Source organism: Vibrio sp. E14, assembly GCF_020515785.1.
GTDB lineage: Bacteria > Pseudomonadota > Gammaproteobacteria > Enterobacterales > Vibrionaceae > Vibrio > Vibrio diabolicus.
In genome coordinates, this window is sequence record NZ_JAHPJI010000002.1 from 714,543 (window position 1) to 733,978 (window position 19,436).

16 protein-coding genes and 2 tRNA genes are annotated in these 19,436 nt (G+C 45.3%); 2 read left to right on the forward strand and 16 right to left on the reverse strand.

Features of this window, described 5'->3' with window-relative positions; translation table 11 throughout:
- Window positions 1–23 precede the first annotated feature (23 nt).
- Together ubiU and LIX84_RS08545 are read left to right on the forward strand one after the other, a co-directional pair.
- A complete protein-coding gene (gene ubiU, locus LIX84_RS08540) occupies window positions 24–1,037 on the forward strand; it encodes a ubiquinone anaerobic biosynthesis protein UbiU (RefSeq protein ID WP_139060318.1) in 1,014 nt (337 codons plus the stop codon).
- Between the two features lie 20 nt (window positions 1,038–1,057).
- Window positions 1,058–1,936 (forward strand): U32 family peptidase, encoded by an 879-nt coding sequence (locus tag LIX84_RS08545; RefSeq protein WP_226421095.1) that lies wholly within the window; start codon window positions 1,058–1,060, stop codon window positions 1,934–1,936.
- Window positions 1,937–1,989: 53 nt separating this feature from the next.
- Here the strand turns inward: LIX84_RS08545 and LIX84_RS08550 are convergent, their stop codons facing one another.
- The 16 genes from LIX84_RS08550 to ftsH all read right to left on the reverse strand — a co-directional run bounded on the left by LIX84_RS08550 (window position 1,990) and on the right by ftsH (window position 19,328).
- Window positions 1,990–3,336 (reverse strand): MATE family efflux transporter, encoded by a 1,347-nt coding sequence (locus tag LIX84_RS08550; RefSeq protein WP_226421096.1) that lies wholly within the window; start codon window positions 3,334–3,336, stop codon window positions 1,990–1,992.
- A 122-nt stretch (window positions 3,337–3,458) separates the two neighbouring features.
- Window positions 3,459–3,881 carry a MarR family winged helix-turn-helix transcriptional regulator gene (locus tag LIX84_RS08555; protein ID WP_005394653.1) on the reverse strand — a complete coding sequence of 141 codons (423 nt, stop codon included), beginning with the start codon at window positions 3,879–3,881 and terminating at the stop codon, window positions 3,459–3,461.
- Window positions 3,882–3,980: 99 nt separating this feature from the next.
- Entirely contained in the window at window positions 3,981–4,901 is a 921-nt protein-coding gene (gene nlpI / locus LIX84_RS08560; RefSeq protein WP_012841449.1) for a lipoprotein NlpI, read from the reverse strand.
- Window positions 4,902–5,080: 179 nt separating this feature from the next.
- Window positions 5,081–7,216 carry a polyribonucleotide nucleotidyltransferase gene (gene pnp / locus LIX84_RS08565; RefSeq protein ID WP_005394655.1) on the reverse strand — a complete coding sequence of 712 codons (2,136 nt, stop codon included), beginning with the start codon at window positions 7,214–7,216 and terminating at the stop codon, window positions 5,081–5,083.
- 292 nt (window positions 7,217–7,508) lie between these two features.
- Window positions 7,509–7,778 (reverse strand): 30S ribosomal protein S15, encoded by a 270-nt coding sequence (gene rpsO, locus LIX84_RS08570; RefSeq protein ID WP_005380094.1) that lies wholly within the window; start codon window positions 7,776–7,778, stop codon window positions 7,509–7,511.
- A gap of 141 nt (window positions 7,779–7,919) precedes the next feature.
- The gene (gene truB / locus LIX84_RS08575) at window positions 7,920–8,873 is read right to left on the reverse strand and encodes a tRNA pseudouridine(55) synthase TruB (protein ID WP_005394656.1); all 954 of its coding nucleotides are present in this window, start codon (window positions 8,871–8,873) and stop codon (window positions 7,920–7,922) included.
- A complete protein-coding gene (gene rbfA / locus LIX84_RS08580) occupies window positions 8,873–9,268 on the reverse strand; it encodes a 30S ribosome-binding factor RbfA (RefSeq protein WP_226421097.1) in 396 nt (131 codons plus the stop codon). The genes truB and rbfA overlap by 1 nt, the downstream gene beginning before the upstream one ends.
- Before the next feature lie 114 nt (window positions 9,269–9,382).
- Window positions 9,383–12,091, reverse strand: a complete 2,709-nt coding sequence (infB, locus tag LIX84_RS08585) for a translation initiation factor IF-2 (protein ID WP_046875050.1) — start codon at window positions 12,089–12,091, stop codon at window positions 9,383–9,385.
- A 22-nt stretch (window positions 12,092–12,113) separates the two neighbouring features.
- Window positions 12,114–13,601, reverse strand: a complete 1,488-nt coding sequence (gene nusA, locus LIX84_RS08590) for a transcription termination factor NusA (RefSeq protein WP_005380084.1) — start codon at window positions 13,599–13,601, stop codon at window positions 12,114–12,116.
- A 36-nt stretch (window positions 13,602–13,637) separates the two neighbouring features.
- A complete protein-coding gene (rimP, locus tag LIX84_RS08595) occupies window positions 13,638–14,093 on the reverse strand; it encodes a ribosome maturation factor RimP (protein WP_005394659.1) in 456 nt (151 codons plus the stop codon).
- A 225-nt stretch (window positions 14,094–14,318) separates the two neighbouring features.
- A tRNA-Met gene (locus LIX84_RS08600) sits at window positions 14,319–14,395 on the reverse strand.
- A 56-nt stretch (window positions 14,396–14,451) separates the two neighbouring features.
- Window positions 14,452–14,535: transfer RNA gene (locus tag LIX84_RS08605), tRNA-Leu, on the reverse strand.
- Window positions 14,536–14,551: 16 nt separating this feature from the next.
- Window positions 14,552–14,890 (reverse strand): preprotein translocase subunit SecG, encoded by a 339-nt coding sequence (gene secG / locus LIX84_RS08610; protein ID WP_005394661.1) that lies wholly within the window; start codon window positions 14,888–14,890, stop codon window positions 14,552–14,554.
- Window positions 14,891–15,111: 221 nt separating this feature from the next.
- A complete protein-coding gene (gene glmM, locus LIX84_RS08615) occupies window positions 15,112–16,452 on the reverse strand; it encodes a phosphoglucosamine mutase (RefSeq protein ID WP_005394663.1) in 1,341 nt (446 codons plus the stop codon).
- Between the two features lie 19 nt (window positions 16,453–16,471).
- Entirely contained in the window at window positions 16,472–17,302 is an 831-nt protein-coding gene (folP, locus tag LIX84_RS08620) for a dihydropteroate synthase (RefSeq protein ID WP_226421153.1), read from the reverse strand.
- Window positions 17,303–17,354: 52 nt separating this feature from the next.
- On the reverse strand, window positions 17,355–19,328 hold the full coding sequence (ftsH, locus tag LIX84_RS08625; protein WP_041852890.1) for an ATP-dependent zinc metalloprotease FtsH: 1,974 nt from the start codon (window positions 19,326–19,328) through the stop codon (window positions 17,355–17,357).
- Window positions 19,329–19,436: the final 108 nt, after the last annotated feature.

Genomic DNA, 19,436 nt, shown 5'->3' on the forward strand with positions numbered 1-19,436 from the left:
TTATTCTCAATGATTGTGAGCATATGGAACTCTTGTGTCCCGCGGGTAACCTGCCTGCGTTAAAAACTGCGATTGATTGCGGTGCCGATGCCGTCTACATTGGCTTCAAAGATGATACCAACGCCCGTCACTTTGCTGGCCTCAACTTTAACGGCAAAAAGTTAGAAAAAGCGGTGCAATACGTTCACGACCGCGACAAAAAAATTCATGTCGCGTTGAATACCTTCGCTCATCCCAATGGATTCGAGCGCTGGACGAACGCGGTAGACAATGCAGCGGCACTGGGTGTGGATGCGCTGATTGTTGCAGACATTGCCGTGCTGGAGTATGCATCTCGCAAATATCCCGATCTGGAACTACACCTTTCAGTGCAAGCATCAGCGACCAACGTCGCAGCCATTGATTTTTATAAACAAAACTTCAACGTAAAACGTGTGGTACTGCCTCGCGTCTTATCGATTCATCAGGTGAAACAGCTTTCGCGCAACATCACTAGCGATGTCGAATTAGAAGTCTTTGCTTTTGGTAGCCTTTGTATTATGTCCGAAGGCCGTTGTTATTTGTCATCATACATGACGGGTGAGTCACCAAACACTGTGGGTGCCTGTTCTCCTGCCAAATACGTTCGTTGGCAAGAAACTGATCAAGGTCTTGAGTCTCGTCTAAACAATATCCTAATTGACCGCTACTGCGCAGGAGAAAACGCAGGCTACCCCACGCTCTGTAAAGGTCGTTTTGAAACAGAAATTGATGGTGAGAAAAAACGCTATCATGCTCTGGAAGAGCCAACCAGTTTGAACACCCTTTCGATGCTGCCAGAACTGTTTGCCGCTAATGTCGCATCTGTAAAAATTGAAGGGCGCCAACGCAGCCCAGCTTACGTAGAGCAAGTCACTCGAACATGGCGAGCCGCGATTGATCGCTACCAAGCCAACCCAGAAGCTTACCAAGTTGAAGCCGCATGGGATGCGACGCTCGCAAATGTGTCGGAAGGAACGCAAACCACCCTAGGTGCCTACCACCGTAAATGGCAGTAGAGGTTAAGATGGATAACTCAATGAAATACGCACTTGGCCCACTACTCTATTTTTGGCCAAAACAAGATGTAGAAGCCTTCTACCAACAAGCAAAACAAAGCTCTGCAGACATTATTTACCTGGGTGAATCGGTTTGCTCTAAACGCAGAGAAATGAAATCAGCCCACTGGTTGGAAATCGCTAAAGACTTATCTGCCTCTGGCAAGCAAGTCGTTATCTCTACGATGGCGCTACTGGAAGCACCGAGTGAAGTAAACATCATGAAGAAGTACATCAATAACGGTGACTTCGCCATTGAGGCTAATGACGTATCGGCGGTTCAATTAGCATCAGAGCATAAAGTGCCTTTCGTCGTTGGTCCTGCAATCAATACTTATAACGCACACACGCTCAACTTATTTTTGAAGCAAGGTATGATGCGTTGGTGCATACCTGTCGAGCTCTCTCGCGAATGGTTAAACAATACTTTAGTTCAGTGTGACGAGCTGGGTATTCGTAACAAGTTTGAAGTTGAGGTATTTAGCCACGGTTATTTACCTTTAGCGTATTCCGCTCGCTGTTTCACAGCCCGAGCTGAAAACCGAGCGAAAGACGATTGCGAAACCTGCTGTATCAAATACCCAACAGGAATCCAGGTCAGTAGCCAAGAAGGGCAAGAAGTCTTTAACCTTAACGGCATTCAAACGCAATCAGGGTATTGTTATAACCTGATCAATGACTTACCAAGCATGCAAGGGCTGGTTGATGTGGTCCGCTTAAGCCCTCTCGGTGTGAGTACACTTTCTGAGTTAGAGCATTTTCGCTCAAACGAGCACGGCGACAACCCTGAAAAACTTGAAAGCCGCCAATGCAATGGCTATTGGCATCAGCTAGCTGGCTTAGAAGTAAAAAACATTTAGCTCTCCAAAAAAGAAAAGCGAGGCCCAACCTCGCTTTTCTCTATCAGCCATTGTTAACAGGCTTGCACTGTTGGCTCAGCCGAAGTTTCGTTTAGCAGCTTTTTCACGTCCCGCCACAACATACTGACCACAACTAAACTCAGCGCAATATTGGACAATGGGAAAGCCAGCCAAATGCCTGTCACGCCAAACAGTTTCGGCATAACGAACAAAAACGGCAGTTGAACCAACATGTTGCCGAGTGTCACAAACATGGCTTTGCTGCCTTTGTTTACCGATTGGTAGTACGCAGCCGCCACGACTAAAAAGCCATCTAGAAACAACGCAAACATGTGTAAACGAATCCCGATCACCGTGCTATCAATCAACTGTTGATCAGCATTGTTAAACACCGAGACCAACTCGTACGGGAAAAGGTTCATCAAACCAACAAACGCCACACCACCAAGCACAGATGTCCCCATTGCGACTTGCAGTAATTTTCTGACGTTCGTCTGGTTGCGTGCCCCGTGATTGAAGCTCACTAGAGGTTGCATACCGTTCGCGATTCCCTCTGCAATCAGATAGTAAACCGTCACGATGTACCCCAAAATGGCGTACGCTCCGATCAACATTGCACTTCCGTACTGAGCAAATAATGCGTTGTGCATTGCCACCATCACAGAGCCGTACGCGTACATAAAGAAGCTAGATGTACCGATCATTATAATCTTTGGTGCAACATCAACTTGAACCTTAAAGTCACTGATTCGAAGGCGTAAGGTCGCTTTTGAAGTAAAGAAGTAACCAATACCAAGCACGGTTACCACCAATTGTGCCAGCGCTGTAGCAATGGCCGCTCCGGTTAACTCCCACCCCAACCAAGCAATAAATACGTAGTCTAATACAATATTAATGACAGCACCGATGACCATCAGCATCGTTGCTAAGTTCGGGCTGTCGTCATTGCGTAAAAGAAATGGAACCGCGATAGAGCCTAGCGTAAATACGCAAGCGACAATCAGAATATGCAGATATTGCAGCGCGAGTTCAAACACTCGCCCTTCCGCCCCCTGCCAGCGAATAAATTCATCGGCAAAATAGAACAATATGGTAGCAACGACCGGCATCAATATCGCTAACAACCCCAATCCGGTTGTTAAAATACGCTTCGCGCCCTCATGATCGTTTTCTCCTTGCTTAATCGACGTTAGCGCACCAGTCCCCACCCCAATCATCATCCCTATACCGAGGATAGAACCGATGATCGGCCACGCAACATTGATCCCTGCTAATCCGTCAGCACCAACATAACGGCCAATAAAAATGCCATCAACTATTTGATATAAACCGTTCACGAGCATTGCTGCGACGGTTGGAATCGTATATTTCCAAAACTGTCTATAAATTGAGTTTTGCATGACTGCCACCAGTAGTTAGCAAAGCTAACCATTTAATTAGCAAGACTAACTAAATGGTTAAATTAAATAAAAAAAATGAAACACCAAAGGCTAATGCGTACAGCGGAGGCCTTTGGTTTAGTTTAAAATGACTTATTGCTCAATGCTTTATTCAGTAAAGCTTGTAACTGCTCAGCTTCTTGCTGATTTAATTGTTGCATCATTTGTTCAGAGATATCTTTGTAAACCACCTGCTCCAAAGACATTTTTTCTGCGACTTCTTCTGTCAGCAATACACGCTTAGCACGGGCATCCTCATTACATGCGATGCGTTTCACCAAACCCTTTTTTTCCAAACGAACAACCATTGTCGATGCGGAAGGCTTAGTCACTTGCAACTCTTCTGCAAGATCGGTTATTCGTACACCCTCAGGGTAAACCTGAATCACACGTAAATAATCGAACTCATTAAAGCTTAGATGTGATAACGGATCTTCTTTGGCATAAACACGCCAAGCTTTGGCGCAAAAACGCTCTAAATCAATCAAGCTTTCTTCTAGTGCCATAAAATCCACCACCACTTAGTTAGCAAGGCTAACTATTTTAAATGAGTCACTCATCAAGTTCAATCATAAAAAAAGCCGCTCTCATCGAGCGGCTCTAAATCATTCAATTTCCTGCTTCTTAGCGGCCTTTAGCTTGGCCAATCTGTCTTGCTGTAATTGATCGTAGATTTGTGCCAGTTCCAAGAAGGAATACCGGTGCTCAACATAATCATAAACGTTGAACGAAATCGCGAGCTTATAAAGTGAGATGGCACTTGCGATGTCACCTTCAAGCTGATTACGCTTTCCAAGGTAGAAATACGTTTCCGTCAATCGTTCAGCTAGGCGATAGTTCTCTCTCGTTCCATCCATAATTGCTTTAAGAGCGTCTTCGTCCGAGACGTCTCGCAGCATGATAGCAACAAGAACCCATCCCCACTCTTCACTACGATCTCGTAAATAACGCTGTTGAAGATTGGCTTTTGCTTGCTCTGGATTTTGCTCAGCTTCGATGATGTACAGCCATAATGAACGAAAAGGATCCGTTGGCATTTCTTGATAGTGCTTGGTCATATCTTCTAAAGCGAGATCGATTCGGCCACCATAATACAGTGCAATCGCACGGTTGCGCTCAGCATAGGTATTATCCGGAGCCAACTCTATGGTCGAGTCAAACGCTTCATAAGCCGCGTCAAACTCCCCCACTTGGGTGAAATACACCCCCAAAAGATTGAAGATATCCGGTTGAGCAGGATTCAACTGCAAAGACTGGTTAAAGTCCAAACGGGCAAGATCACGCAAACCAACGCTATCGTAGTAGCTACCGCGCTCATAATGCATTTTAGCGCGTACTTCATCACTGAGATCAGGACGTTGTAGCAACTGCGATAAACGCGCGATTTGTACTTCTTGTTGAACGCTAGGCTGAAGTGGCACCGCCATCGGTGGATATAGCCACTTTTGTGCTGATTGCTGAGAAGTATTTGCACAACCGGTCAGCGCGATAGCAACACATAAACTTGCGGTTTGAAACCATTTCACTAATTGATACTCCTGTTTGGACCGCTCAAAATTTATTTCTCTTAATGCAATATAGGCGATAACCTCGTTTGAGGTTAATGCGTCGAAATAAACCAAAAAAAGGGGAGCGAAAATGCTCCCCTTTTATAACATGCTTTCAGGCCCTTAATCTAATAAAAGGCTGAAAGTCTCATTTTGTCTTACTCGTCTTTCGCAGCTGGTGCTTCAGCAGCAGCTTCTTCAGCTGGCTTTTCTACCGCTTCTTTCATGCTTAGACGTACACGGCCTTGGCGGTCGATTTCAAGAACTTTAACTTGAACTTCTTGGCCTTCAGCTAGGTAGTCAGACACTTTCTCAACACGTTTTTCTGCGATTTGAGAAATGTGTACAAGACCATCTTTGCCTGGAAGAACCGTTACGAATGCACCGAAGTCAGCTAGACGTGCAACTTTACCCGTGTAGATACGGCCAACTTCAACTTCAGCAGTGATCTCTTCGATACGGCGGATAGCTTCTTTCGCAGCAGTGCCTTCAGTTGCAGCAATCTTGATAGTACCGTCGTCTTCGATTTCAATAGTTGTACCAGTCTCTTCAGTTAGAGCACGGATAACTGCACCACCTTTACCGATAACGTCTTTGATCTTCTCTGCGCTGATCTTCATTGTGTGAATACGAGGAGCAAATTCAGAGATGTCTTCACGAGCACCAGAGATAGCTTCATCCATTACAGATAGGATGTGCTTACGTGCACCTTGAGCTTGGTTAAGCGCAATTTGCATGATCTCTTTAGTGATACCTTCGATCTTGATGTCCATTTGAAGTGCTGTGATACCAGTGTTAGTACCCGCTACTTTAAAGTCCATGTCACCTAGGTGGTCTTCGTCACCAAGGATGTCAGAAAGAACAACGAAGTCGTCGCCTTCTTTAACAAGACCCATTGCGATACCCGCAACAGAAGACTTGATTGGCACACCTGCATCCATAAGAGCAAGAGAAGTACCACATACAGAAGCCATTGAAGAAGAACCGTTAGATTCAGTGATTTCCGATACAACACGTACTGTGTATGGGAATTCATCAACAGAAGGCATTACTGCTGCGATACCGCGTTTAGCCAGTTTACCGTGACCGATTTCACGACGCTTAGGAGAACCTACAAAACCAGTCTCACCTACACAGTATGGAGGGAAGTTGTAGTGTAGTAGGAAGTGATCTTTACGCTCGCCTGTTAGCTCATCAATGATTTGAGCATCACGCTGAGTACCTAGAGTTGCCGTCACGATAGCCTGAGTTTCACCACGAGTGAATAGCGCGCTACCGTGAGTACGAGGAAGAACACCAGTACGAACATCTAGTGCACGAACCATGTCTTTTTCACGGCCATCGATACGAGGGTTACCCGCGATGATGCTACGACGTACAACTGTTTTCTCTAGATCATGGAAGATAGTGTGGATTTCTTTTGTATCCGCTTCAGGATCTTCAGCAAGAAGAACTTCATTTACTTCCGCAGCGATCTCATTGATACGGTCGTAACGAGCCATCTTCTCAGTGATTTTGTAAGCCTCAACAAGCTTCGCTTCTGCTAGCTCTGCAATCTTATCTTTAAGTGCTGTGTTTTCTTCAGGAGCAACCCAATCCCAAGCAGGAGTTGCCACTTCTGCTTTGAATTCGTTGATAGCTTTGATAGCAACTTGTTGTTGATCATGACCGTAAACAACCGCTGCTAGCATTTCTTCTTCAGTTAGGTTGTCCGCTTCTGATTCAACCATCAGTACGGCTGATTCTGTACCAGCAACAACAAGATCAAGCTTAGAAGTTTCTAGTTCAGTTTGGCTAGGGTTAAGTACAAGCTGACCATCGATATGACCGACACGCGCCGCACCGATAGGGCCGTTGAATGGAATGCCAGAGATAGCAAGAGCAGCAGAAGTACCGATCATTGTAACGATATCTGGCTGAACATCTGGGTTTACAGACATTACTGTCGCGATAACCTGAACTTCGTTTTTAAACGCGTCTGGGAATAGCGGACGGATTGGACGGTCGATTAGACGAGCTGTTAGCGTTTCGCCTTCAGAAGGACGACCTTCACGCTTGAAGAAACCGCCTGGGATTTTACCTGCAGCGTAAGTACGCTCTTGGTAGTTAACCGTTAGTGGGAAGAAGTCTTGACCTGCAACGGCTTCTTTTTTACCTACAACAGATACAAATACAGACGTATCATCCATTGTGACCATAACTGCTGCTGTAGCTTGACGTGCAATAACGCCAGTTTCTAAAGTAACTGTGTGGTTACCGTACTGGAACGTTTTAACAACTGGTTTTTCGAACATTGTTATTCCTTGTTTCTAATCTTCCTTTAGTGCTAAAAGAAATCTTAGATGTGTTAATTGACACTCAAGACATTACGAATCGCGACTAGTAAAAAGAAACTCGGAAATTCCTTTTGAATAGTCGCGACCTTTTGGTCGACGTGGTTGACTGTAATGCTATGAGCTTTTGAGAAAACCTCTTACGAGGTTTAGCCGCCAGTATTATAACGGCATAAGTCTAATTTGGCTAAATTTAGGCAACAAAAAAGGGGCATAAAGCCCCTTTTTAGACAAACTGCTATGCAGTCGCTGATTAGCGACGTAGGCCTAGACGTTTGATTAGGTCTTGGTAGCGAGCTAGGTTTTTACCTTTTAGGTAATCTAGAAGCTTACGACGACGAGAAACCATGCGTAGAAGACCACGACGGCTGTGGTGATCGCCTTTGTGCGCTTTGAAGTGACCTTGTAGGTGGTTGATAGAAGCTGTAAGTAGAGCTACTTGAACTTCTGGTGAACCAGTGTCGCCTTCGCCTTGTGCGTATTCTGCAACGATTGCTGCTTTAGTTTCTGCATTCAGAGACATAATTCTCTCCTAATAAGAGTAGGTTTAAAGTTGTAGCAGCCAATCTCTGATTCAGCCGCTACGCGAAGCGCGGATTATAGGGAAATTTCCTATCTCGTGCAATATAAAAATACCGACACTCAGGTCGGTATTTTCAATCATTTACTTGGATGCGACGTCATCTCGGAACACGACCAATCGCTTAGGAGCGATTTTGCCATCTTCGTTCATTTCGCCAACGCCAATAAACAAACGCTCTTCACCCATGGTAAGGCGAAGTGAGCCTTCGGTAGGCGCACCAAATACTTGAACAGGTTGCCCATGCTGAACCATATCCGCCAGTTCAGGCACTAAGTTGACTTCTGGTAAGTCTTCTACCGCTGTATCCATTGGTAACAGCAATGGGTCCAGTAGTTCTCGAGGAGCGCGCTCTTCACGGTGTGCTTGCTCTAGTAACTCATTCAGTTGCTCAAGTGTCACCATCTTCTCGTAAGGGTATTTCGCAACACCAGTGCGTCGAAGCATAGTTACGTGCGCACCACAACCTAACATTTCGCCTAGGTCATCCACGATGGTACGAATGTAGGTGCCTTTTGAGCAATGCACTTCCATCTCGACTTCATCGCCTTCAAAACGGTGAAGAACAATCTCATATACCGTGATCTTACGAGATTCACGCGGAACTTCGATGCCTTTACGAGCGTATTCATACAAGGGTTTACCTTGATACTTCAACGCAGAGAACATGGAAGGCACTTGATCAGATTCACCACGGAACTTCTCAATGCACGCTTCTAGCTTGTCTAACGTAACATCGATTGGACGTGTCTCTACAACTTCACCATCCGAGTCAGACGTGTTGGTACGTTCACCAAGCTTTGCGATCACACGGTAGCGTTTATCAGAATCTAGAAGAAACTGAGAAAACTTCGTCGCTTCACCCAAGCAAATTGGCAGCATGCCTGTCGCTAATGGGTCCAAGGCACCAGTGTGGCCTGCTTTCTCAGCAAAGTAGATTCGCTTTACTTTTTGCAGTGCATCATTGGAAGAGATGCCTGTTGGTTTGTCCAACAGTATAACGCCATTAATTGGACGACCTTTACGACGACGAGCCATTATTCTTCGTCCTCACGACCAGAATCTTTTTGCTTTTGTTTGTCTGAACTAACGACTTCAGACACTAGGTTAGACATACGCATACCTTCAACAAGCGTATTGTCATAATGGAAGCGGATTTCTGGCGTTAAACGTAGACGAATGCGCTTACCTAACATCATGCGAATGTGCACTTCGTGCTCACGTAGCGCTGCTAGACATGATTCTGGTGTTTGCTCGCCCACACATAGGAAGGTCACAAATACTTTTGCGTAAGCTAGGTCACGAGAGACTTCTACGTCTGAGATCGTCACCATGCCAAGGCGAGAATCACGAACTTCACGTTGAAGGAGCATCGCTAGTTCTTTTTGCAGCTGCTGTGCAACGCGCTGCGTGCGGCTAAATTCTTTTGACATATCTTTACTCTTATATAGAAAGAATGGGGGGTTGGTCAAAGCCAGCCCCCCATGGTGTATTCAACAACCAATTACTACTTATCTTTCAAAGACAATATTAGTAATTTTAGTCAATTAGTCTAGAGTACGTTTAATTTCAACGATTTCGAAGACTTCGATTTGGTCACCAACGCGAACATCATTGTAGTTCTTAACGCCGATACCACATTCGTAGCCATTCTTAACTTCTTGAACGTCATCTTTGAAACGACGTAGTGACTCTAGTTCACCTTCGTAAATAACAACGTTATCACGCAGTACACGGATTGGGTTGTTACGCTTGATCACACCTTCTGTAACCATACAACCAGCGATAGCGCCCAGTTTCGGTGACTTAAACACGTCACGAACTTCAGCAAGACCAATGATCTCTTGCTTGAATTCTGGAGCAAGCATACCGCCCATTGCTTGTTTCACTTCGTCAATCAATTGGTAAATGATTGAGTAGTAACGTAAGTCAACAGCTGCGGCTTCAACAGCACGGCGAGCAGAAGCATCTGCACGAACGTTAAAGCCAAGGATGATTGCGTTTGAAGCTTCCGCTAGTACTACGTCAGTTTCCGTAATACCACCAACACCAGAACCAACGATGTTCACTTTAACTTCGTCAGTTGATAGCTTAACTAGTGAGTCTGCGATTGCTTCTACAGAACCTTGAACGTCTGCTTTAAGTACAACGTTAAGTTCAGCAACTTCACCAGCAGTCATGTTAGAGAACATGTTCTCTAGTTTAGATTTCTGCTGACGAGCAAGCTTCACTTCACGGAACTTACCAGCACGGTAGTTAGCTACTTCACGTGCTTTACGCTCGTCACGAACTACTGTTGCTTCATCACCTGAAGATGGTACACCTGAAAGACCTAGGATCTCTACAGGGATAGATGGGCCAGCCGAAGTAATTTCTTTACCTAGCTCATCACGCATTGCACGAACACGGCCGTACTCTTGACCACAAAGAACGATATCGCCCTTGTTTAGCGTACCTGATTGAACAAGTACTGTTGCAACTGGACCACGACCTTTATCTAGACGAGATTCAACAACAACACCAGACGCCATGCCTTCTTTCACTGCTGTAAGTTCTAGAACTTCAGATTGAAGAAGGATTGCTTCTAGAAGAGCGTCAACGTTTGTACCCTGTTTCGCAGAGATGTGAACAAAGATGTTCTCACCGCCCCACTCCTCAGGAATAACATCGTATTGAGCAAGCTCATTCTTAACGTTATCTGGGTTCGCGCCTTCTTTATCGATCTTGTTCACAGCAACAATTAGAGGAACGCCTGCCGCTTTCGCGTGCTGGATAGCTTCTACTGTTTGTGGCATTACACCATCGTCTGCTGCAACAACAAGAACAACGATATCTGTCGCTTGAGCACCACGAGCACGCATTGCAGTAAACGCCGCGTGTCCTGGAGTATCAAGGAACGTGATCATGCCGTTGTCTGTTTCAACGTGGTACGCACCAATGTGCTGAGTAATACCACCCGCTTCGCCAGAAGCAACGTGTGTGCGACGGATGTAGTCAAGTGTTGACGTTTTACCGTGGTCAACGTGACCCATGATAGTAACAACTGGAGCACGTGGAACTGCTTCCGCGTTAGTGTCACGGTCAGATAGTACCGCTTCTTCCAGTTCGTTCTCTTTACGAAGAACTACTTTATGGCCCATTTCTTCAGCAACAAGTTGTGCTGTTTCTTGGTCGATCACTTGGTTGATAGTCGCCATAGCGCCCATCTTCATCATTACTTTGATAACTTCTGTCGCTTTAACCGACATCTTGTTAGCAAGTTCTGATAGAACGATCGTTTCGCCAATTACAACGTCTTGCTTAGCAACCGTAGCTGACTTATCAAAACCATGCTGCATTGAAGTCGGTTTAGCAAGTTTGCCTTTACGACCTCTACCGCCACGTTGGTTGTTACGGCCACCGCGAGCTTGGTCGTCTTTACCTGAAGCTTTTTTCTTCTTACGACGACCGCTCTCTACTTTGCGATCTGCTTCATCTTCGGCTTCACGTGCGTATTGTGAAGTCGTTACATGGTAATCTGTATCTTCCATATCACCCTTTTTCTCTTCTGCAGCAGACCAACGCTCTTTATTCTTTTCAGCCAATTCGCGAGCTTCTTCAAGCTTGCGCTGACTTTCCTCTTCAGCCTTACGCTTAGCTTCTTCTTCCTGACGACGTTTAAGCTCGTCGGCCTCTTTTCGCGCTGCTTCTTGCTTAATTTTCTCTTCAGCATCACGCTTTGCTTTTTCTTCAGCATTACGTTGTGCATTCGTATCTACGTCTCGCTTCGCTTTTTCTTCAGCTTCACGTTTCGCTTTTTCTTCCGCTTCACGTTTTGCAGCTTCTTCAGCTTCACGTTTTGCAGCTTCTTCAGCTTCACGTTTTGCAGCTTCTTCTGCTGCACGTTTTGCTGCTTCTTCTGCTTCACGTTGTGCTGCTTCTTCAGCTTCACGTTTCGCTTCATCTTCAATTGTGCTGCGCTTCACGTATGTACGTTTTTTGCGCACCTCAACCTGAACATTCTTACTCTTGCCACCACCCGCGTTCACACTAAGTGTACTACGAGTTTTACGCTGAAGCGTAAGGCGAGTCGGCTCTGAATCACCTGATTTATCACCGTGTTCTTTCTTTAAATGAGAGAGAAGCTTCTGCTTCTCTTCATCAGTAACATTGTCAGAGCTCGCCTTTTTAATGCCAGCGTCAGCAAGTTGTTCAATCAAGCGGTCGACTGGCGTACCAATCTCATCACTCAGTGCTTTAACTGTTAATTGTGTCATGCCGCTTCCTCCTTGCCGAAAATTATGCTTCTTCGCCGAACCAACAGATGTTACGTGCGGCCATAATTAGCTCACCTGCACGTTCTTCGGTCAGGCCTTCGATACCTTCTAAATCGTCAATACCTTGGTCAGCAAGATCTTCCAGTGTCGCTACACCTTTCGCTGCCAATTTAAATGCCATCTCACGCTCAAGACCTTCAAGTGCAAGCAGATCTTCAGCCGGTTCTAGACCTTCAAAAGACTCTTCTTGTGCTAGTGCGATCGTCGTTAGTGCATCTTTTGCACGTCCACGAAGCTCTTCGATTAGTTCTTCATTCAAACCATCGATTTCTAGTAGCTCGTTAACTGGCACGTATGCGATTTCTTCTAGCGTTGAGAAACCTTCTTCAACAAGAAGTTGAGCGAAGTCTTCTTCAATATCTAGGTACTTCATGAAGTTTTCAATAGATGCTTGTGATTCTTCAGCGTGTTTCTTCTGAAGATCAGCAACTGTCATAACATTCAGTTCCCAACCTGTTAGTTGAGATGCTAGACGCACGTTTTGACCATTACGACCGATAGCTTGCGCTAGGTTGTCAGCTTCAACTGCGATGTCCATTGAGTGTGCATCCTCATCAACGATGATAGAAGCAACATCAGCTGGCGCCATTGCGTTGATAACGAATTGAGCTGGGTTATCATCCCAAAGCACAATATCGATACGCTCACCACCAAGTTCGCCAGAAACAGCTTGTACACGTGCACCACGCATACCAACACACGCACCTACAGGGTCGATACGTTTGTCATTTGTTTTGACAGCGATCTTAGCGCGAGAACCAGGATCACGTGCTGCGCCTTTCAACTCGATAATATCTTCAGCGATTTCAGGCACTTCAACACGGAATAGTTCTGCTAGCATTTCAGGCTTAGAACGAGTGATGAACAGTTGGAAACCACGTGCTTCTGGCGCGACTTTGTAAAGAAGACCACGAACGCGGTCGCCTGGACGGAAGTTTTCACGAGGAAGTTGGTCATCACGTAGGATTACCGCTTCAGCGTTGTTACCAAGGTCAAGTACGATTGTGTCACGGTTTACTTTTTTCACAACGCCAGTGATTAGATCACCTTCATTGTCGATGAACTGCTCAACGATTTGTGCACGTTCAGCTTCACGAACTTTTTGTACGATAACTTGCTTAGCCGTTTGAGTCGTAATACGGTCAAACGTTACTGATTCGATTTCGTCTTCTACGTAGTCGCCAAGCTCGATTGAGTCATCTTCGTACTGTGCTGCTTCTAGTGAGATCTCTTTTGTAGGGTTCTCAACATCATCAACAACTAACCAACGACGGTAAGTCACAAACTCACCAGTTTTACGGTCAATGGCAACACGTACGTCGATTTCGATTTCGTATTTTTTCTTTGTAGAAGTTGCTAGAGCAATCTCAAGAGCCTCAAAGATACGCTCACGAGGTACCGCTTTTTCGTTCGATACCGCTTCTGCTACCGCTAAAATTTCTTTACTCATTGTATTTAGCCTCTAAGCTTAAACTTTTTTAGGGAACTAAAATTTAGGGATCAGGTTAGCTTTGGAAATGTTACTTAGAGCAAACTCTTCTTGCTGACCGTCTACAGTAATTGTCACTGTTTCGCCATCAACGCCGTGGATAATACCTTTCCACTTACGACGGTTTGCTACAGCCATTTTCAATACGATGCTGACCTCGTGACCAATAAATTGCTCGTAATGTGCTGCTTTAAAAAGTGGTCTTTCTAAACCTGGAGAAGACACTTCTAGGCTGTAAGCAACAGAAATTGGATCTTCAACGTCTAAAACCGCACTAACTTGGTGGCTAACTTCTGCACAGTCGTCCACGTTAATACCATTTTCATGGTCAATGTAGATGCGTAACGTTGAGTGCGCGCCTGCACGAATGAATTCTAATCCAACCAACTCATAGCCTGATGCCTCTACTGGTGCTTCAAGCATTTCAGTAAGTTGTCTTTCTAAACCAGTCATTTAACCACTCCAGAAACAAAAAAAGGGCTCAGAGCCCAATCAAAAAACCAAGCAGTCTCTGAGCTATTTCAAAAAGCTCAGATAACAAAAAACCCCGATAGTCGGGGTTTTATGCTGCTGGACCCTGATACGTTAAGAATAGCCAACAAATGCTTCTCTTAACTCGTAGTGTGGTTAGCACTACGCAAACTTGCCAATCTACGATTTCTTCTTAAAGAAAGAGATTGGTTGCGGGGGCCGGATTTGAACCGACGACCTTCGGGTTATGAGCCCGACGAGCTACCAAGCTGCTCCACCCCGCGTCCGACTTGCTGAGCATTATACTCGCAAACAAGTGATTTACAAGTTTGTAAATACATGGTGCCGAGAGAGGGACTCGAACCCTCACACCTAAGGCACTAGCACCTCATGCTAGCGTGTCTACCAATTTCACCATCTCGGCATCAAAACCTTACAGCTTATTGAGGAATTTCATCACCCGCAGGGGCTGGAACTTCACTCGCTGCATCCTTAACTTGTTCAACAACTGGTTGACCTAATGTTGGGTCTACCCATTGTGATTCAATCTTGTGCGTAGACATACGACCAAGCAACAAGCTAACGATAAAGAATACGGTTGCTAAAATAGCAGTTGTTCGGGTTAAGAAATTACCTGAGCCGCCAGCACCAAACACTGTGTTTGAAGCACCAGCACCGAACGAGGCTCCCATATCTGCGCCTTTACCTTGTTGAATCAACACAAGGCCAATCACACCAAGCGCTGCCAACAGGTAAATCACAAGTAGAACTGAAAACATTTTTTCCACCTATGTTCCAAATTGTTGAGCCAGCGCCGTTCAAGAGAATAAATCATAATTGAACAAGGCTAGCGACCTCCTAACGGGAGGCGGAGCAATACTAGCGAAAGCCGGTAACGCTGACAAGGGAAAATTAGTAAAAAATCAATGCCAATGCGCTAAGCGCTCAAAAAAAGGGCAAAAGATGCCCTTTTCATTCACTGCACACTTTAACGCAATGATTAACAACTTGCTTTTACAGCTTCGGCAATTTTCAATGCAGAGCTTTGAACTAGCTCGCCATCCTCACCTTCCACCATAACGCGAATCAAAGGCTCTGTGCCAGATTTACGCAGCAATACACGTCCTTTATCACCCAGCGTAGCTTCTACTTCGGCGACGGCGTTTAGTACTGCTTGAGCTTCAAGAGGATTACTTTCCCCTGCAAAGCGGACATTTTCTAGAACCTGAGGATACAACGTCATGCCTTGCGATAGCTCATGCAAAGACATATCACTGCCAACTACAGAAGCAAGCACTTGCAGTGCTGCAACAATCGCATCGCCCGTGGTGACTTTATCTAATAAGATCACATGGCCTGAGTTTTCAGCACCAATTTTCCAGCCTTTTTCTAGCAGCTGTTCCATGACATAACGGTCACCAACAGCGGCACGTACGAATGGAATGCCTAGCTGCTTTAAGCCATTTTCCATGCCCAAGTTAGTCATCAACGTACCAACTACACCACCCTTTAGCTCGCCACGACGAAGAGCATCACGAGCAATAATGTAAGCGATTTGGTCGCCATCGACTTTGTTGCCAAGGTGGTCGACCATAATGATACGGTCACCATCACCATCAAATGCTAAACCAAGGTGCGCTTGCTCTTCAACGACACGCTTTTGAAGCGCACGAACATCTGTTGCTCCCACTTCTTCATTAATGTTGATGCCGTTAGGCTCTACGCCCATTGCAATAACTTCTGCGCCAAGCTCTTTGAAGACATTTGGAGCAATGTGGTACGTTGCACCGTGCGCACAATCTACCACGATTTTAAAGTTTGCAAGACTCAATTCAGATGGGAAAGTACTCTTACAGAATTCGATGTAACGGCCTGCAGCGTCATTTAGACGAGTGGCTTTACCAAGTTCTGCAGACTCAACACATTCAATGTCTTTATCCAGCTCAGCTTCAATCGCCAACTCGATATCGTCAGGTAGCTTAGTACCTTCAGAAGAAAAGAATTTAATGCCGTTGTCGTAATATGGGTTATGCGATGCAGAAATCACAATCCCCGCCTCTGCGCGGAAAGTTTGAGTTAAATATGCCACTGCTGGAGTTGGCATTGGACCAGTAAATGTTGCTTTAAGTCCCGCTGCCGCAAGGCCTGCTTCTAATGCAGATTCAAGCATATAACCGGAGATACGCGTATCTTTACCTATAATAACTTTCTTTGTGCCTTGTTTTGCTAGTACACGACCAGCAGCCCAGCCAAGCTTAAGTACGAAGTCCGGAGTGATTGGGTATTGTCCTACTTTACCGCGCACACCGTCAGTACCAAAGTAACGTCTTTTATTCGACATAAACTTTCCTTTATTATTTTTAAATATTGTTTTTCGTCATCTCAACAACTTTCATTGCTTCGATTGTCTCTTCAAAGTCATGCACACGAATGATCTGCGCGCCTTTCATTGCTGCAATCGTAGCGCAAACGACACTCGCATTTGTACATTCAGCCGCTGGCTTATTCAACAATTTAAAAATCATTGATTTACGAGACATGCCAGCCAAAATTGGCAGGCCGAATTCATGAAACTTTTCAAGATGAGCGAGCATATGATAATTGTGTTCTATCGTTTTGCCAAAGCCAAATCCAGGATCGAGAATCAGTTGAGATTTATCAATCCCTGCCGCTTCACATGCCGCGATACGTTCTTCTAGAAAGGCAGATACGTCGCTCATCACATCATCATAATGAGGCGCAACTTGCATGGTTCTAGGTTGACCTTTCATATGCATCAGACAAATTGGAAGCTTTGCTTCTGCTGCGACTTCGAGAGCACCAGGTTCTTGCAAAGATCGAATGTCATTGATCAAATCTGCACCAGCATCAATAGCTTGACGCATAACTTCCGCTTTACTGGTATCGACCGAAATCCACACATCGTACTTTTCACGAATGGCCTTGATTACTGGGACAACACGTCGAAGTTCTTCTTCTAAAGACACATCTGGCGCGCCAGGCCTTGTCGACTCCCCACCAACATCAACAATGCTCACACCAGCCTTTATCATTTTATCAACTTGAGCAAGGGCGAGTTCAATCGAGTTGTATTTACCACCATCCGAAAAGGAATCCGGAGTCACATTTAGAATGGCCATAACATGTGGACGGGAAAGATCTAAAGATTTGTTATTTGCTGTAATCATCATCATAAACACAAAAACCCCGAGATAACTCGGGGTTTATTATTATCAACACTCTTTATTCAGAGTCTTTCTTTTCAGGCGCTTCGCTAGAAGTCGCTTCTGGAGAGCTAGACTTTTCTGCATCTTTCGCAGCGTCCGTTGCTTCTTCTTTAACTTCTGGCTTTGCTTGAGGCTTCTCGCTGTCTTCAGGTTTGCTAGTTGAGTTATCACTCCAACCCGCAGGCTCACGAATTTCAGCTTTGCGCTCCATTAAATCATCAATTTGACGAGCATCAATGGTTTCATACTTCATCAGCGCATCTTTCATCGCATGCATGATATCCATGTTTTCTTGAAGAATCTTCTTCGCACGGTCATAGTTGCGGTCAATGATCTGACGAACTTCATCATCAATCAACTTCGCCGTATCGTCAGATACATGCTTAGTCTGAGTCACGCTACGACCAAGGAACACCTCACCTTCATCTTCTGCATACAGTAGAGGACCAAGCTTTTCAGAGAAACCCCATTGAGTAACCATCTTACGAGCAATATCAGTTGCACGTTCAATATCGTTTGACGCGCCTGTTGAGACTTTATCAGCACCGTAGATGAGTTCTTCCGCTAGACGACCACCGTACAAGCTAGAGATCATAGACTCTAGATGCTGTCGAGACATGCTGACACGGTCTTGCTCCGGTAGGTACATAGTCACACCCAACGCTCGACCGCGTGGAATGATCGACACTTTGTACACTGGATCGTGCTCAGGTACTAAACGACCAACAATTGCGTGACCTGCTTCGTGATAAGCCGTTGACTCTTTTGTCTCTTCAGACATCACCATTGAACGGCGCTCGGCACCCATCATGATTTTGTCTTTCGCTAATTCGAATTCAACCATAGAAACGTTACGCTTGTTACCACGCGCAGCAAATAGCGCCGCTTCGTTGACTAGGTTTGCTAAATCAGCACCAGAGAAGCCTGGTGTACCACGAGCGATTAGAGAAGGCTCTACGTCACCTGCTAGAGGGACTTTACGCATGTGTACTTTTAGAATCTGCTCACGACCACGTACATCTGGCAATCCAACCACCACTTGGCGGTCAAAACGACCAGGACGTAGCAATGCTGGGTCAAGAACGTCTGGACGGTTAGTAGCAGCGATTACGATGATACCTTCGTTACCTTCGAAACCATCCATCTCTACTAGCATTTGGTTTAGTGTTTGTTCACGTTCATCGTGACCACCACCAACACCAGCACCACGCTGACGACCTACCGCATCGATTTCATCGATGAAGATAATACAAGGCGCGGCTTTCTTAGCTTGTTCGAACATGTCACGTACACGAGATGCACCGACACCCACAAACATTTCTACGAAATCTGAACCCGAGATGGTAAAAAACGGTACTTTTGCTTCACCAGCAATGGCTTTCGCTAGAAGCGTTTTACCAGTACCAGGAGGACCAACCATTAACACACCAGTAGGAATCTTACCACCCAGTTTTTGGAAGCGGCTTGGATCACGCAAGTAGTCCACCAGCTCTTTCACGTCTTCTTTTGCTTCGTCACAACCTGCAACGTCAGCAAAAGTTGTCTTGATTTGTTCTTCGCTCATCATTCGAGCTTTGCTCTTACCAAAAGACATGGCGCCTTTACCGCCGCCGCCTTGCATTTGACGCATGAAGAAAATCCATACACCAATCAGTAAGATCATTGGGAACCAAGAAATGAAAATAGTACCAAGCAAGCTTTGCTCTTCTGGAGGCGTGCCCTGAACTTTCACGTTTTGGTTAATTAGGTCATCTAGAAGCTTTTGGTCATACACTGGCATGTAAGTGACCATTTTGGCACCGCCGCCACGACGAACAAAGCTAATTTCACCGTCTTTAAAAGTTGCTTCTTGAATCTGGCCTTGGCCAACTTCCTGTACAAACGTGGTGTAATCCACGGTTCTGCCATTGCTTTCTCCAGGGCCAAAGCTCTGGAATACCGACATCAATACGACGGCGATAACAAGCCACAGAATTAAATTTTTTGCCATGTCACTCAAGGTGTAAGCCTCTCGATAACTAATTGTAATTAAAGGTAGGGTACTACAGTTCATTCACTGTAGCTATAGTGTTAACACGCTCTCAAGAGAGCAAAATGG

What these genes read in the sequence shown, in the direction of transcription:
- ubiU (WP_139060318.1), top strand. Translation starts at nt 24, where the DNA reads ATGGAACTCTTGTGTCCCGCGGGTAACCTGCCTGCGTTAAAAACTGCG.
- LIX84_RS08545 (WP_226421095.1), top strand. Translation starts at nt 1,058, where the DNA reads ATGAAATACGCACTTGGCCCACTACTCTATTTTTGGCCAAAACAAGAT.
- LIX84_RS08550 (WP_226421096.1), bottom strand. Translation starts at nt 3,336, where the DNA reads ATGCAAAACTCAATTTATAGACAGTTTTGGAAATATACGATTCCAACC.
- LIX84_RS08555 (WP_005394653.1), bottom strand. Translation starts at nt 3,881, where the DNA reads ATGGCACTAGAAGAAAGCTTGATTGATTTAGAGCGTTTTTGCGCCAAA.
- pnp (WP_005394655.1), bottom strand. Translation starts at nt 7,216, where the DNA reads ATGTTCGAAAAACCAGTTGTTAAAACGTTCCAGTACGGTAACCACACA.
- rpsO (WP_005380094.1), bottom strand. Translation starts at nt 7,778, where the DNA reads ATGTCTCTGAATGCAGAAACTAAAGCAGCAATCGTTGCAGAATACGCA.
- truB (WP_005394656.1), bottom strand. Translation starts at nt 8,873, where the DNA reads ATGGCTCGTCGTCGTAAAGGTCGTCCAATTAATGGCGTTATACTGTTG.
- rbfA (WP_226421097.1), bottom strand. Translation starts at nt 9,268, where the DNA reads ATGTCAAAAGAATTTAGCCGCACGCAGCGCGTTGCACAGCAGCTGCAA.
- infB (WP_046875050.1), bottom strand. Translation starts at nt 12,091, where the DNA reads ATGACACAATTAACAGTTAAAGCACTGAGTGATGAGATTGGTACGCCA.
- nusA (WP_005380084.1), bottom strand. Translation starts at nt 13,601, where the DNA reads ATGAGTAAAGAAATTTTAGCGGTAGCAGAAGCGGTATCGAACGAAAAA.
- rimP (WP_005394659.1), bottom strand. Translation starts at nt 14,093, where the DNA reads ATGACTGGTTTAGAAAGACAACTTACTGAAATGCTTGAAGCACCAGTA.
- secG (WP_005394661.1), bottom strand. Translation starts at nt 14,890, where the DNA reads ATGTTTTCAGTTCTACTTGTGATTTACCTGTTGGCAGCGCTTGGTGTG.
- glmM (WP_005394663.1), bottom strand. Translation starts at nt 16,452, where the DNA reads ATGTCGAATAAAAGACGTTACTTTGGTACTGACGGTGTGCGCGGTAAA.
- folP (WP_226421153.1), bottom strand. Translation starts at nt 17,302, where the DNA reads ATGATGATTACAGCAAATAACAAATCTTTAGATCTTTCCCGTCCACAT.
- ftsH (WP_041852890.1), bottom strand. Translation starts at nt 19,328, where the DNA reads ATGGCAAAAAATTTAATTCTGTGGCTTGTTATCGCCGTCGTATTGATG.